This is a genomic window from Hydrogenophaga sp. (assembly GCF_036675665.1).
Classification (GTDB): Bacteria; Pseudomonadota; Gammaproteobacteria; order Burkholderiales; family Burkholderiaceae_C; genus Hydrogenophaga.
In genome coordinates this window covers 78,530-92,424 of the sequence record NZ_JAKFEO010000031.1, presented here as the reverse complement: position 1 = coordinate 92,424, position 13,895 = coordinate 78,530, and the positions used below count along the sequence as shown (strand labels likewise).

The following is a 13,895-nucleotide window of genomic DNA, read 5'->3' as shown; positions in this document are numbered from 1 at the left end:
ATCATTCTGAGGGCATCTTCCACACGAATCCGATCCCTCTCTCAACACATGCCCGATACGCCCGAAAATACAACACCTGCAGCCCTTCCCCCGCCAGGGGAGGCCACCCTGCCGTGCGTGATGGTGTTCAACGCCAACGACCCCAGTGGCGCGGGCGGCCTGAGCGCCGACATCACCGCCATGTCCAGCGCATCGGTGCATGTGCTGTCGGTCGTCACCGGCGCCTATGTGCGCGACACGTCCGACATCCACGATCACTTTGCCTTCGACGAGGAGGCCGTGGCCGACCAGGCGCGCTGCGCTCTTGAAGACATGCCGGTGCAGGCCTTCAAGATCGGTTTCGTGGGCAACCCCGAAAACCTCAGCGTGGTGGCCGAGATCACCGCCGACTATGCCGACGTGCCGGTCATCGCCTACATGCCCGACTTGTCCTGGTGGGACGAACTCGCCATCGAGACCTACCTCGACGCGAGTGCCGAACTCTTGCTGCCGCAAACCACCGTGCTGGTGGGCAACCACAGCACGCTGTGCCGCTGGCTGTTGCCCGAATGGGAAGGCGACCGCCCGCCGAGCCCGCGCGATGTGGCCCGGGCAGCCGCCGTGCACGGCGTGCCCTACACGCTGGTGACGGGCTTCAACGCCGCCGACCAGTACCTGGAGAGTCACCTCGCTTCGCCCGAAGCGGTGCTGGCCACGGCGCGCTACGAGCGGTTTGAGGCCACCTTCAGCGGCGCGGGTGACACCTTGTCGGCGGCTCTGTGTGCGCTGATTGCGGGTGGCTCCGATCTTCAATCGGCCTGCGCCGAAGCCCTGACCTACCTGGACCAATGCCTGGACGCCGGCTTTCAACCCGGCATGGGGCACGCCGTGCCCGACCGGCTGTTCTGGGCGCACGAAGAAGATGAAGAAGACGAAGACGCCTCGGCGGAACCTGCGTCGGACAGCACGCTTGACGCCGACGATTTCCCCCTCGACACCACCCGGCATTGACCGTCCCGCGCGCAACGCAAGCTTGCGCGTGCTTCCCACCAACGCAGCTTCGCTCCATGACCACTGTCGATCGCAACCAGCAACTGTTTGACCGCGCCAAGGCTCTGATTCCGGGCGGCGTGAATTCGCCGGTGCGCGCCTTCCGCGCGGTGGGTGGAACGCCCCGCTTTGTGCAAAGAGCGCAGGGCGCGTATTTCTGGGACGCCAACGGCCAGCGCTACATCGACTACATCGGCTCCTGGGGCCCGATGATCCTGGGCCATGGTCACCCGGCCGTGGTGGAAGCGGTGCAGAAGGCGGTGCTCGAAGGTTTTTCCTACGGTGCGCCGACCGAGCGCGAGGTCGAACTCGCCGAAGAGATCATCAAGCTCGTGCCCAGCATCGACATGGTGCGGCTGGTGAGCTCCGGCACCGAAGCCGGCATGAGCACGATCCGCCTGGCGCGCGGCGCGACCGGACGCAAGAAGATCATCAAGTTCGAAGGCTGCTACCACGGTCACGCCGACGCGCTGCTGGTCAAGGCTGGCTCGGGCCTGGCCACCTTCGGCAACCCCACCAGCGCCGGCGTGCCGCCCGAAGTGGTGCAGCACACCATCGTGCTGGAGTACAACAACATCGAACAGCTTGAAGCGGCTTTCGTCGAGCACGGTCCCGAAGTGGCCTGCCTGATCATCGAGCCCATCGCGGGCAACATGAACTTCGTTCGCGCCAGCGTGCCGTTCATGAAGCGTTGCCGCGAGTTGTGCACGCAGCACGGTGCGCTGCTGGCCTTCGACGAGGTGATGACCGGTTTCCGCGTGGCGCTGGGCGGTGCTCAAAGCGTCTACGCGCAGCTCATTCCCGGCTTCGAACCCGACATGTCGGTGATGGGCAAGGTGATCGGCGGGGGCATGCCGCTGGCCGCCTTTGGCGCCAAACGCGCGGTGATGGAACAACTCGCTCCCTTGGGGGGCGTGTACCAGGCGGGCACGCTCTCGGGCAACCCCGTGGCCACCGCCTGCGGCCTGGCCACGCTGAAGGAAATTCAGAAGCCTGGGTTCTTCGAAGCACTGTCGGCCACCACACGCTCGCTGGTGGACGGCCTGACCAGCGCTGCCCACGCCGAAGGCGTGACGATGTGCGGCGACAGCCAGGGCGGCATGTTCGGTTTCTTCCTCTTCGACCAACTGCCGCAGAACTACGCCAAGGTGATGACCACCGACGGGCCGACCTTCAACAAACTCTTCCACGGTTTGCTGGATCGCGGTGTGTACATCGCACCCGCCCTGTACGAAGCCGGTTTCGTGAGCGCGGCGCACACATCGCAGGACATCGCGGACACGGTGAGCGCCGCACGCGACGTATTCAAGACGCTGTAGCGTACGAGGTGCACCGTCAAGTGCCGCCGCGGAACCGGCTTTGCCGGGCCGCAGGAGGCGCCCCCTTGAGGGGGTGACGGCGCGAAGCGCCGGCGCGGGGGTGCTCCCTTAATGCCTGAAGTGGCGCACGCCGCTGTAAACCATCACCACACCGAGCTCGTCCGCCGCGTCGATCACTTCCTGATCGCGCATCGAGCCACCGGGCTGGATCACGCAGCTCGCGCCCGCGTCCACCACCACATCCAACCCGTCGCGGAACGGGAAGAAGGCATCGCTGGCCACGGCCGTGCCTTGCAGCGACAGCTGGGCGTGGCCCGCCTTGATGCTGGCAATGCGCGCCGAATCGAGCCGGCTCATCTGGCCCGCGCCCACGCCCATGGTCATGCCGTCCTTGCAGAACACGATGGCGTTGGACTTGACGAACTTGGCCACCGTCCATGCAAACATGAGGTCGTCGAGTTGCTGTTCGGTGGGTTGCAACCTGGTCACCACCTTGAGATCGGCTCGGGTGAGCACGTGGTTGTCGGCCGACTGCATCAGCAGGCCAGAACCCACGCGCTTGATGTCGGTGAGGTTGAGACCTTTGTCCCAGGCGGTGGGTCCGCCGGGTGGCAGTGCGATCTCCAGCACCCGCACATTGGCCTTGGCCTTGAACACCTCCAGTGCCTCGGGCGTGTAGCCCGGCGCCATCAGCACTTCGACGAACTGCTTGCTGATGGCCTGCGCGCCCGCGCCGTCGAGCACACGGTTGAGCGCGATGATGCCGCCGAAAGCGCTGGTCGGGTCGGTCTGGAAGGCTTTGCTGTAGGCCTCGAGCGCGTCCTTGCCCACGGCCACGCCGCAAGGGTTGGCGTGTTTGACGATCACGCACGCGGGCACGTCGAAACTCTTCACGCATTCCCAAGCCGCGTCGGCATCGGCGATGTTGTTGTAGCTGAGCTCCTTGCCCTGCAGCTGCTTCGCCGTCACGAGCGAGCCGGGTGCGGGGTACAGGTCGCGGTAGAAGGCGGCGGTCTGGTGCGGGTTCTCGCCGTAACGCAGGTCCTGCAGTTTCACGAAGCGGCCATTGGCCTGCGCGGGGTACGCGCCGCGCTTGGGCACGGCAGCACCAGCGTCGAACGTGATGCTGGAGAGGTAATCGCTGATGGCGCCGTCGTAGTTGCTGATGCGGTTGAACGCCGCCACCGACAAGGCGAAGCGCGTCGCATCGCTGACCTTGCCGCTGGCCTTGAGTTCGTCAATCACGCCGGCGTACTGCGCAGCGTCGGTCAGCACCGCCACGTCCTTCCAGTTCTTCGCGGCGCTGCGCACCATGGCCGGGCCGCCAATGTCGATGTTCTCGATGGCGTCGTCCAACGTGCACCCGGGCTTGGCCACCGTGGCCTCGAACGGGTAGAGGTTGACGACCAGCAGGTCGATGGTGTCGATGCCGTGCGTCTTGAGTGCCGCCATGTGCTCGGGCAGATCGCGCCGCGCCAGCAGGCCGCCGTGCACCTTGGGGTGCAAGGTCTTCACGCGTCCATCGAGCATCTCGGGAAACGCGGTGACCTCGGCCACCTCGGTCACAGGCAGACCCTTGTCTGCGAGCAGCTTGGCGGTACCGCCGGTGGAGATGAGGGAGACGCCGAGGCTGTGCAGGGCCTGGGCGAGTTCGACGATGCCGGTCTTGTCGGAAACGGAAATGAGTGCGCGCATGAACAGGTTCTTGGTGGTTTTTGAAAGGGGCGGACTCAGTCGATGAGTTTGTGTTCCAGCAATTTTTTGCGCAGGGTGTTGCGGTTCAGGCCCAGCCATTGCGCTGCGCGCGACTGGTTGTTTTGCGCCTGCTCCATCACCACTTCGAGCAGTGGCTTCTCCACCGCCTTGACCAGCATGTCGTGCAGGTTGGCCGGGTCGGTGCCGTTGAGGTCGTGGAAGAAGTCTTCCATGCTGGCACGCACACAGTCGTGCAGGTTGTTCTTGTTCATGCGGCCAGTTTCCAGTCGTCTCTCGGGGTTGTTGTTGTTTCGCAGGACCATGCGTCCAGGCTCTCGCTCACGCAGCGGAGCTGCTCGTCCACCGTGGTGGTGGCGTTGACACGCGCGCGGAACACGGCAGCGGCACCCGCCGGCAAAGGCAGCGACTGCGCATACCAGCCCAGGTGCTTGCGCGCGCTGCGCACGCCGGTGAATTCACCGTAGAGGTCGTAGTGGTCGTGCAGGTGGTCCAGCAACCAGCCACGGACATCGGCCAGATCGGGTGGTGGCAGGTGTTCACCCGTGGCCAGGAAGTGCGAAATCTCGCGAAAGATCCAGGGTCGTCCTTGCGCAGCGCGGCCGATCATGATGGCGTCGGCACCGGTGCGGCGCAGCACCTCGCGCGCCTGCTCGGGGCTGTTGATGTCGCCATTGGCCACCACAGGAATGCGCACCCGGCTCTTGATGTGCGCCACGGTGTCGTGCTCGGCCTGACCTTTGTAGCCCTGCTCGCGCGTGCGGCCGTGCACGGTGAGCATCTGCACACCTGCGGCTTCGGCAGCCAGCGCCAGCGTGGGTGCGTTGCGCACGCTCGCGCACCAGCCGGTGCGCATCTTGAGCGTGACCGGCACGCCATGCGGCTCGCAAGCGGCCACCACCGCCTGCACGATCTCGATGGCCAGCGCTTCGTCCTGCATCAGCGCGGAGCCGGCCCATTTGTTGCAGACCTTCTTGGCCGGGCAACCCATGTTGATGTCGATGATCTGCGCACCCCGGTCGATGTTGTAGCGCGCGGCGTCGGCCATCATCTGCGCGTCGGTGCCGGCGATCTGCACCGCAATCGGCGCGGCTTCGCCCTCGTGGTTGGCGCGACGCGATGTCTTCAGGCTGTCCTGCAGGTCGGGGCGCGAGGTCACCATCTCGCTCACGGCATAGCCTGCACCCAGCCGCTTGCACAGCTTGCGGAACGGCCGGTCCGTCACACCCGCCATGGGCGCGACGAACAGGGCATTGGGCAGGGTGAAGGCCCCGATGTGCATGGCGGTGGGAGAATGCGGATGGATGGAAGTGGCCTTCGCCGACCCAGCCAATGCGGGATGCGAAGGACCGCGATTCTACCTGCCTGTTTTTTCAGCAGGCGATATCCGAACCCTTGCTTTCGCATTTCACACACCACCACGCGCAACGCCACCCACAACGCCGACCGACGGCGTTTTTTTCTGCTGACCATGCCCCACTGGCTCACCCACCTGATGCAATTGCTCGCCCTGCCCGAGTACGGCCTGAGCACGGTGTTCGTGGTGTCGTTTCTCTCGGCCACCCTGCTGCCCGTGGGCTCGGAGCCGGCGGTGTTCGGTCTGATCAAGCTCAACCCCGAGCTGTTCTGGCCCGTCATCCTGGTCGCCACCGCCGGCAACACACTGGGCGGCGCCGTGAGCTGGCTGATGGGCCTGGGCACGCACAAGGCGGTGGACCGCGCGCGCGGCACCCATGTCGACGTGCGCGCACTGAAGTGGCTGGAGCGTTTCGGCCCCAAGGCCTGTTTGCTGAGCTGGCTGCCGGTGGTGGGCGACCCGCTGTGCGCCGTGGCGGGCTGGATGAAATTTCCCTTCTGGCCCTGCCTGGCCTACATGGCCGTCGGCAAGTTCGCCCGCTACCTCACCATGACGGCGGCGCTGTTGTGGTTCTTCCCCGGCGCCCTGCACCCATGAAATCCAACCACAACGGCCTGCCGCGCTCGCTCTGGGCGCTGATGGTCGGCAACTTCGTGATCGGCACCGGCGTGATGGTGGTGCCCGGCACCCTCAACGACATCAGCCACTCGCTGGGCGTGTCGATCCCGCAGGCGGGCCAGCTCATCACCGCCGCGGCCATTCTCATGGGGCTGGGTGCCCCGGCGTTCGCCAGTCTGGTCGCGGGCTGGGACCGGCGGCGCCTGCTCGCACTCTCGCTGGTCTGGTACGGCGTGCTCACCGCGGCCTGCGCCCTGGCACCGAACTACGCGGCGCTGTTGCCGCTGCGTGTGCTGGCCGTGATCGCGCCTGCGGTGTTCACCCCGCAGGCGGCGGCCAGCGTGGGCCTGCTGGTCGGCCCCGCGCAGCGCGGGCGCGCGATCACCTTCGTGTTCCTGGGCTGGTCGGTCGCCTCGGTGATGGGCATGCCGCTGTCGGCCTGGATCAGTGGCGAATTGGGCTGGCGCTGGGCCTTCGGATTGGTGGCGCTGATGTCGTTCCTCAGTGGCGCCTGGGTGTGGCGAGAGATGCCGGACGGCATCAAGCCGGCGGCGCTCTCGCGCGAGGCCTGGGGCCGCACCGTGGGCTCGGCACCGCTGATGACCGCCGTGGGCGTGACACTGCTCTCGGCCTTCGGCCAGTTCACGCTGTTCTCTTACTTCGCACCCTATTTCGCCCAGACGCTCGGCGCGGGCGGCGCGATGCTGTCGCTGATGTTCCTGTGGTTCGGCGTCTTCGGCCTGGCGGGCAACGTGGCGGTCACGCGCTTCATCGATCGCATCGGCGCACCCAACGCGGTGCTGATCACCTTGGGCACCATGGTGCTGAGCCTGCTGCTGTGGCCACTGGGACGCCACGGCGTCTGGGCCCAGGCTTTCGTGCTCATCCCCTGGGCGCTGGGCTGCTTCTCGTGCAACTCCGCGCAGCAGGCGCGGCTGGTGCACATCTCGCCCGAGCTGGCCTCGGCCACGGTCGCGCTCAACACCTCGGCGATGTACGGCGGGCAGGCGCTGGGTGCGGCATTGGGTGGCGTGATGATCGCGCAGGGCCGCATGCTGGATCTGCACCAGGTGGGCCTGGTGGTGCTCGTGGCCGCGATGGCCGTGAGCGTGTGGGCCGCGCGCCTGCATACGGGTTCGCCTTCGAAGTGAGAACAAGGAGCGAAGCCGCAGACAGTGCTGTAGCACGGCAAGGCGAAACAACGCCGTTATCGCTTTGAAGGCGCACCCGTATCAGAAGCGTTCGTAGGGCAGCAGGTAGCGCCACTCGCCCACCGGCAGCCCGGCGAGCGAAATGCGGCCGAGCCGCAGGCGGCGCAAGGCGGTGAGCTGCAGGCCGGCGCGTTCACACAGGTGCGCCACCTGGCCTGGCCGGTTGCCCTTGATGGCCAGGCGCAAGCGCAGCTCGCTCTGCCAGCTGGCGCGCGCCGAGGGCACGGCCCAGCCGTCAAAGAACAGCGCCTTGCTCAAGGACTTGAGCACCGCATCGCGCCGGGCATCGTCTTCCAGCTCGGGATCGGCCGCCACTTCAGCCAGCCACTCGTGTTCCAGTTGCCCAGCGTCGTCGGTCATCTTGCGGGCCACGCCCGGGTTCTGGGTGAACACCATCAGTCCGCTGGCCTTGGTGCCCAGCGGCGCCACCGGCAGCAGCTTGTGCAGGTGTGCCTTGAGCGGGCGCACGCCCGAGCGGTCGCCCTTGAAGCGGTTGGTGTTCGTGAACCACTTGGCGGCCAACGCGTCCGGCAGCAGCGGCTCGTCGGGCAGCACCCGGGTGGCCGGTTTGTGCCAGATCAGCGTCATCGACTCCAGCGGCTCCAGCCTGGCCTTGGGGTCCAGCAGCACGGTCTGGTCGTCGCGCACCCGTTCCATGGGTTCTTCCACCACCACACCGTCCACCCGCACCCAGCCACCAGCGATGTAGTTTTCGGCGTCGCTGCGCGAGCACGGCAGTTGCGCCGCCAGGCGTTTGGCCAGGCGCTTCGGTTCGGGCCGGCCGGGTTCGTTCATGTCGGCGCTCAGCTGCTGAACAGGAAGTTCATCACGTCGCCATCCTTGACGACATAGTCCTTGCCTTCGGCGCGCATCTTGCCAGCGTCCTTCGCGCCCTGCTCGCCCTTGAAGGCGATGAAGTCGTCGAAAGCGATGGTCTGGGCGCGGATGTAGCCCTTCTCGAAGTCGGTGTGGATCACGCCGGCCGCCTGCGGGCCGGTGTCGCCCACATGGATGGTCCAGGCGCGCACCTCTTTCACGCCAGCGGTGAAGTAGGTCTGCAGGCCGAGCAACTGGTAAGCCGCGCGGATCAGGCGGTTCAGGCCCGGCTCGTCCTGCCCCAGTTCCTTGAGAAATTCGAGCCGGTCGGCGTCGTCCATCTCGGACAGCTCGGCCTCGATCTTGGCGCAGATGGCGACCACGGGCGCGTTCTGCCTGGCGGCGAATTCTTTCAGGCGGTCGAGCAGCGGGTTGTTCTCGAAGCCGTCTTCGGACACGTTGGCCACGAACATCGCGGGCTTGGCGGTGATCAGGAAGAACTGCTTGAGCTGGGCCTGCTCTTCCTTGCTGAAGTCGATCGTGCGCACCGGCTGGGTGTCGTTGAGCGCGGTCTGGCACTTCTCCAGAATGGCCACCTGCTTGATCGACTCCTTGTCGCCCGAGCGTGCGGTCTTGTTCACGCGGTGCAGCGCCTTTTCCACGGCGGCCAGATCGGCCAGGCAGAGCTCGGTTTGGATGACCTCGATGTCGGCGATCGGGTCGATCTTGTTGGCCACGTGGATCACGTTGTCGTCTTCGAAGCAGCGCACCACGTTGACGATGGCGTCGGTCTCGCGGATGTGCGCGAGGAACTTGTTGCCCAGGCCCTCACCGGTGCTCGCACCGGCCACCAGGCCGGCGATGTCCACGAACTCCACGATGGCCGGCACAACCCGCTCGGGCTCGACGATGGCCGCCAGCTGCGCCAGCCGCGGATCGGGCACCTCCACCACGCCGGTGTTGGGCTCGATGGTGCAGAAGGGGTAGTTTTCGGCCGCGATGCCGGCTTTGGTCAGCGCGTTGAAAAGGGTGGACTTGCCCACGTTGGGCAGACCCACGATGCCGCATTGGAGGCTCATGGAAAAACTTTCGGATCGGTCGGGGAACCCGCGATTTTACGGGTGGGGGTCGGGATCAGTCGAATTTCCAGTCGGCACTGACGCGTTGGCCCACGCGCAGCACCTGCCCGTCGCCTTCGAGCACGATGGCGTTCATGCCGAAGGTGATGGCGCCCTTCAGACGCGGGTCCTGCCGGTAGGTCTGCAGCGTGTCGCTCACCGCCGGGCTGGAGAGGGCCGTGGTGGGGTCGATGTTGGGGATGGGGCAGCGGCCGCAGGGCTTGACCGGCTCGATCACCGCGGCGCTGTCGTCGGTGGCGACATGCATGGCGCCCACGCGGTCCTCGTCGTGCGCCTCGACACCGCTCAGCACGATGTTGGGCCGGAAGCGGCGCATGTCCACCGGCTCGTGACCCGCAGCGACCAGGCGCGTGTTGAGATCGGCCAGCGAAGCGCTGCTGGCCACCAGCAGGCCAAAGCCGTCGGCGAACTGGGTGGTGGCCTCGCGTCCACCGGTCCAGGCCGGGTCGCAGGGGCGCTTGATGTCGGGGTCGAAGCGCGCCAAGCGCAGCCGCTTCAGGTGGGCGGGTGCGTCCGGCCCCAGAAAATCGCTGAACCACTGGGCCGCCAGGTCGCCCATGTCGTACGCGTCGACGGCGTCGTCCCACACCCGCACCTTGAGCGGGCCTTCGGCGGCATCCAGTGCCAGATGCAGGGACAGCATGCCGGGCGCGCGCAGCATCAGCTGGCCCATCTTGAACGACGGCTGGATCAGCGCCATGCGCGGCAGCTCGCGCTGGCTGACGAATCCGCCCTCGCTGTCGACCACCATCCAGGCGCGGTCGTAGAGCAGCCCGGTGTCGGTCAACTCGGCCTCGGGCAGCGGGATGCCGGCGCAGGACTTGACCGGGTAGACCCAGAGTTGCTCGATGGTGGCCTGCACGTCGGCGGCGGGGGTGGCTGGGTTCATGGCGGTGATGTGCAGCAGGTCGGAAGGGGAAAGTCGGGGCGGCCCGCAGGGGTTTGGCCCGTGAGAGGCCCGGATTGTGCCCTGCTCCTAAAATCCCCACATGAATGCAACACCCCCACGAACCGGTACGGCCCGGCGTTTTGATGTCGCCGTGCAGGGAGCGGGTGTGGTGGGCCAGACATTGGCCCTGCTGCTGGCCCGTGATCGGCTGCGCGTGGCGCTGGTCGGCCATCCGCGCGGCACAGACCTTCCCGACGTGCGCGCCTACGCCCTGAACAACGCCTCGCGCGAGCTGCTGCGCTCGGTGCGCGCCTGGCCCGAAGCCGACGCCAGCGACCCGCGCCCAAGCCCCATCACCCCGGTCAGCGACATGCAGGTCTGGGGTGACGATGGCGGTGAGTTGAAGTTCTCGGCCAGCGACCAGGGCAGCGACGCCCTCACCTGGATCGTGGACGTGCCCGCGCTGGAGCAGCGCCTGAGCGATGCCGTGGGGTTTCAAGGCAGCATCGAGCGGATGACCGAAGCCCCGGCCGCCGCACTCACCGTGGTGTGCGAGGGAAAACGCAGCCAGACCCGCGAGCAGTTGGGCCTGGCCTTTGACGTGCGCCCCTACCCCCACAAGGCGGTGGCGGCCCGGTTGCGCTGCGAGTTGCCGCACGGTGGCGTGGCACGCCAGTGGTTCGCCCAAGGCGAGGTCATGGCCTTGCTGCCCCTGGGCGGTGCACAAGGGAACTCGGTGGCGCTGGTGTGGTCAGTACCTGCAGAGCAAGCCGATGCGTGGCTGCAATCCGATCCCTCCGTCCTGGCCCAGGCGGTGCAGGCGCGCAGCGCCAACACCCTGGGCACCCTGCACATGGAAAGTCCCGCCCAAGCCTGGCCTCTCGAACTCTCGCGCGCACAACGCTGGATCACCCGCAACGCCACCGGCGGTGTCGCGCTGGCCGGTGATGCGGCGCACGCCATGCACCCGCTGGCGGGCCAGGGCCTCAATGTGGGGCTGGCCGATGCGGCCGAACTCGCCCGCGTGCTGCACGCCCGCGAGTACTGGCGCGAGCTCGGTGACCAGAAGCTGCTGCGCCGCTACGAGCGCGCGCGCGCCGCCGAGGTGAGTGCCATGGGCTGGGTCACCGACGGTTTGTTTGGCCTGTTTTCCCACGAAGACAGCCGCGTGCAGGCGCTGCGCAACTGGGGCCTGACCCGCTTCAACCGCAGCGGCCCGGTCAAGCGCTGGCTGGCACGGCAAGCCATGGGCCAGACGGCCTGAATCCCTTTTCCCCCCGATCGCCTCAGAGCGCCCCCACGATGAAATCCTTCAAGTCCCTGTTGCTGCTCGCGCTGACCGTCCTGTCCCTGGGCGCGCTGGCGCAGGAAGCCACGATTCGCAAGAACCTCGCCGAGCGCCTGCCCAAATTGCCGTCGATAGACGAGATCAGCAAGACGCCGATGCCGGGCATCTTCGAGGTGCGCATCAACGGAAGCGACATCTTCTACACCGACGCGGAGGGCAACTACCTGATCCAGGGCACGCTGATCGACACCCGGGCCCGTGTCAACCTGACCGAACAGCGCCTGGACAAGCTCACGGCGCTCGCCTTCAAGGACCTGCCCATGAAGGATGCCTTCACCCTGGTGCGTGGCAACGGCAAACGCAAGATGGCGGTGTTTGAAGACCCGAACTGCAGCTACTGCAAAAGGCTGCACCAGGAGTTCGCCGATCTCGACAACGTGACGGTGCATGTTTTCCTCATCCCCGTGCTCGGCCCGGACTCGGCCGAGAAAGCGCGCCGCATCTGGTGCGCCAAGGACAAGGCCAAGACCTACAGCGACTGGATGACGAACAACCAGCCGCCCGCCGCCGCCACCTGCGACACCGCGGCCATCGAACGCAACAGCCGCCTGGCCAGCAAGCACGGCATCAAGGGCACGCCCACCATGATCTTCGTCAACGACACCCGGGTGCCGGGCTTCATCACGGCCGACCGCATCGAAGCCATGCTCAACTGATGCCGCCCGCCACCACCACCGGCGTGCGCTTCACCGTCTCGGTCGAGGACGCCAACGCGCACCTCTTTGCCGTCACGCTGTTGATTGAACAACCCGCCAGAGACCAGCGCGTCAGCCTGCCCGTGTGGATTCCGGGCAGCTATCTCGTGCGCGAGTTCTCGCAGCACCTGCAGAACCTGCAAGCCCGGCAAGACGGCCAGCCCGTGGCCATCAGGCAGCTTGACAAGAACCACTGGCAGGCCGACTCGGCGGCAGGCAAGCCGCTGGAACTGCGGTACGAGGTGTACGCGTTTGACGCCTCGGTGCGCACCGCTTTCCTGGACAGCACGCGCGGCTTCTTCAACGCCACCAGCCTGTGCCTGCGCGTGGCCGGCCAGGAAGCCCGCCCCCATGCGCTGGAGATCGCCGCCAGCGGCGCCACACAGGACTGGAAGGTCGTCACCGGATTGCCCGCCCACAGCGTGGACGCTGCGGGCTTCGGCCACTACCGCGCCGCCGACTACGACGAACTGGCCGACTGCCCGGTGGACATGGGCCGCTTCTGGAGCGGCCAGTTCACCGCCGGTGGCGTGGAGCACCGTTTCGTGGTCAGTGGCGCGGGCGCCTGGCTCGACGGTGAACGCCTGATCGAAGACACACGGCGCATCTGCGAAACGCAGATCGCGTTCTGGCATGGTGACGGAGCGCCGCCGTTCTCCAGCTACGTGTTCATGCTGCACGCCAGCGCCGACGGCTACGGCGGGCTGGAGCACCGCAATTCCACCGCGCTCATCTGCCAGCGGGCCGATCTGCCGCGGCTGCGCCCGTCCACCAGCGACAAACCTGCCGCACTCAAGGCCACCGACGGCTACACCACGCTGCTGGGCCTGATCAGCCACGAGTACTTCCACACCTGGAACGTCAAGCGCCTGCGCCCGGCCGAATTCAAGCGCTACGACTACGACGCCGAGATCTTCACCGAACTGCTCTGGTTCTTCGAGGGCTTCACCAGCTACTACGACGACCTGATCCTGCGCCGCGCCGGCCTCATCGACGACACCGCCTACCTGCAACTGGTGGCCAAGACCATCAACCAGGTGCAGCAGACCCCCGGAAGACACCTGCAAACCGTGGCGCAGGCCAGCTTCGATGCGTGGGTGAAGTACTACCGCATGAACGAGAACACGCCCAACGCGACGGTGAGCTACTACACCAAGGGCTCACTCGTGGCCTTGTGCCTGGACCTCACCCTGCGTCGCGAGGGCCACACCACGCTGGACGCGGTGATGCGCGAACTCTGGCAGCGCTGCAAGGGGGGACCCATGCGTGAAGCCGATCTCATGCGCGCGCTCAAGCGCCTGGGCAAACGCAGCTTCGGCGGCGAAATCGCCGCGTGGGTGCACAGCACGGCCGACCTGCCGCTGATCGACCTGTTGCAGGGCCAGGGCGCGAAGTTCACGCACGACAAGGCACCACTGGCCCAGCAACTGGGCTTGCGCGTGAGTGAGACCGGCGGGAGCGTGCAGATCAAGACCGTGCTGCGCGGCGGCGCGAGCGAGGCCGCCGGCATGGCCGCAGGAGACGAGTGGCTGGGTCTGGAACTGGCGGCGGTGCGCCGGGGCGGCGCCGCCGAGGCGTGGCGCATCCACAAGCTCGACGATGTGCAGATGCTGCGCGGTCAGCGCACGCGAGTCACCGCACTGGTCTCACGCGACAACCGCCTGCTCAAATGCACGCTGGACTGGCCCACCGAGAGCCAGGCCGTGAAACTGGGTGTTGCCGATGCAGCCCATCTGGGCCAATGGCTGTCCGACTGAACGC

General features: G+C 66.7%; 13 protein-coding genes. 7 read left to right on the top strand and 6 right to left on the bottom strand.

The annotated features are described in order from the left end of the window. Positions 1–48: 48 nt before the first annotated feature. Both thiD and hemL read left to right on the top strand, forming a co-directional pair. Positions 49–990 carry a bifunctional hydroxymethylpyrimidine kinase/phosphomethylpyrimidine kinase gene (gene thiD / locus V6M63_RS12025; protein ID WP_332742075.1) on the top strand — a complete coding sequence of 314 codons (942 nt, stop codon included), beginning with the start codon at positions 49–51 and terminating at the stop codon, positions 988–990. Positions 991–1,046: 56 nt separating this feature from the next. Beyond that, on the top strand, positions 1,047–2,348 hold the full coding sequence (gene hemL, locus V6M63_RS12020) for a glutamate-1-semialdehyde 2,1-aminomutase (RefSeq protein ID WP_332742073.1): 1,302 nt from the start codon (positions 1,047–1,049) through the stop codon (positions 2,346–2,348). A 108-nt stretch (positions 2,349–2,456) separates the two neighbouring features. On the opposite strand, the gene purH is transcribed toward hemL, so the two are convergent. From purH to dusB, 3 genes are read right to left on the bottom strand one after another with little or no spacing between them, the layout of a single operon-like run. Then, the gene (gene purH, locus V6M63_RS12015) at positions 2,457–4,049 is read right to left on the bottom strand and encodes a bifunctional phosphoribosylaminoimidazolecarboxamide formyltransferase/IMP cyclohydrolase (protein ID WP_332742278.1); all 1,593 of its coding nucleotides are present in this window, start codon (positions 4,047–4,049) and stop codon (positions 2,457–2,459) included. 29 nt (positions 4,050–4,078) lie between these two features. Continuing rightward, on the bottom strand, positions 4,079–4,315 hold the full coding sequence (locus V6M63_RS12010; protein WP_300649291.1) for a helix-turn-helix domain-containing protein: 237 nt from the start codon (positions 4,313–4,315) through the stop codon (positions 4,079–4,081). After that, on the bottom strand, positions 4,312–5,343 hold the full coding sequence (dusB, locus tag V6M63_RS12005; RefSeq protein ID WP_332742069.1) for a tRNA dihydrouridine synthase DusB: 1,032 nt from the start codon (positions 5,341–5,343) through the stop codon (positions 4,312–4,314). Before dusB ends, V6M63_RS12010 begins: the two co-directional genes overlap by 4 nt. A 189-nt stretch (positions 5,344–5,532) precedes the next feature. Between dusB and V6M63_RS12000 the strand changes: the two genes are divergently transcribed. Both V6M63_RS12000 and V6M63_RS11995 read left to right on the top strand, forming a co-directional pair. After that, complete coding sequence (locus V6M63_RS12000; RefSeq protein ID WP_332742067.1) at positions 5,533–6,015, top strand: YqaA family protein; 483 nt, start codon at positions 5,533–5,535, stop codon at positions 6,013–6,015. Next, the gene (locus tag V6M63_RS11995) at positions 6,012–7,187 is read left to right on the top strand and encodes an MFS transporter (protein WP_332742065.1); all 1,176 of its coding nucleotides are present in this window, start codon (positions 6,012–6,014) and stop codon (positions 7,185–7,187) included. Before V6M63_RS12000 ends, V6M63_RS11995 begins: the two co-directional genes overlap by 4 nt. An 81-nt stretch (positions 7,188–7,268) precedes the next feature. Here V6M63_RS11995 and V6M63_RS11990 read toward each other — a convergent pair whose 3' ends face one another. The 3 genes from V6M63_RS11990 to V6M63_RS11980 are packed head-to-tail and all read right to left on the bottom strand — an operon-like array spanning position 7,269 to position 10,091. Further along, on the bottom strand, positions 7,269–8,042 hold the full coding sequence (locus V6M63_RS11990) for an RNA pseudouridine synthase (protein WP_332742063.1): 774 nt from the start codon (positions 8,040–8,042) through the stop codon (positions 7,269–7,271). An 8-nt stretch (positions 8,043–8,050) separates the two neighbouring features. Next, complete coding sequence (ychF, locus tag V6M63_RS11985; RefSeq protein ID WP_332742061.1) at positions 8,051–9,142, bottom strand: redox-regulated ATPase YchF; 1,092 nt, start codon at positions 9,140–9,142, stop codon at positions 8,051–8,053. Between the two features lie 55 nt (positions 9,143–9,197). Beyond that, positions 9,198–10,091 carry an MOSC domain-containing protein gene (locus tag V6M63_RS11980; RefSeq protein ID WP_332742059.1) on the bottom strand — a complete coding sequence of 298 codons (894 nt, stop codon included), beginning with the start codon at positions 10,089–10,091 and terminating at the stop codon, positions 9,198–9,200. Between the two features lie 100 nt (positions 10,092–10,191). On the opposite strand from V6M63_RS11980, the gene V6M63_RS11975 reads away from it, so the two are divergent. Genes V6M63_RS11975 through V6M63_RS11965 form a run of 3 tightly spaced genes read left to right on the top strand, consistent with a single transcriptional unit; the run spans position 10,192 to position 13,891 of the window. Beyond that, a complete protein-coding gene (locus V6M63_RS11975; protein ID WP_332742057.1) occupies positions 10,192–11,355 on the top strand; it encodes an FAD-dependent monooxygenase in 1,164 nt (387 codons plus the stop codon). Positions 11,356–11,393: 38 nt separating this feature from the next. Beyond that, entirely contained in the window at positions 11,394–12,095 is a 702-nt protein-coding gene (locus tag V6M63_RS11970) for a DsbC family protein (RefSeq protein WP_332742055.1), read from the top strand. Further along, on the top strand, positions 12,095–13,891 hold the full coding sequence (locus V6M63_RS11965; protein WP_332742053.1) for a M61 family metallopeptidase: 1,797 nt from the start codon (positions 12,095–12,097) through the stop codon (positions 13,889–13,891). Before V6M63_RS11970 ends, V6M63_RS11965 begins: the two co-directional genes overlap by 1 nt. Positions 13,892–13,895 lie beyond the last annotated feature (4 nt).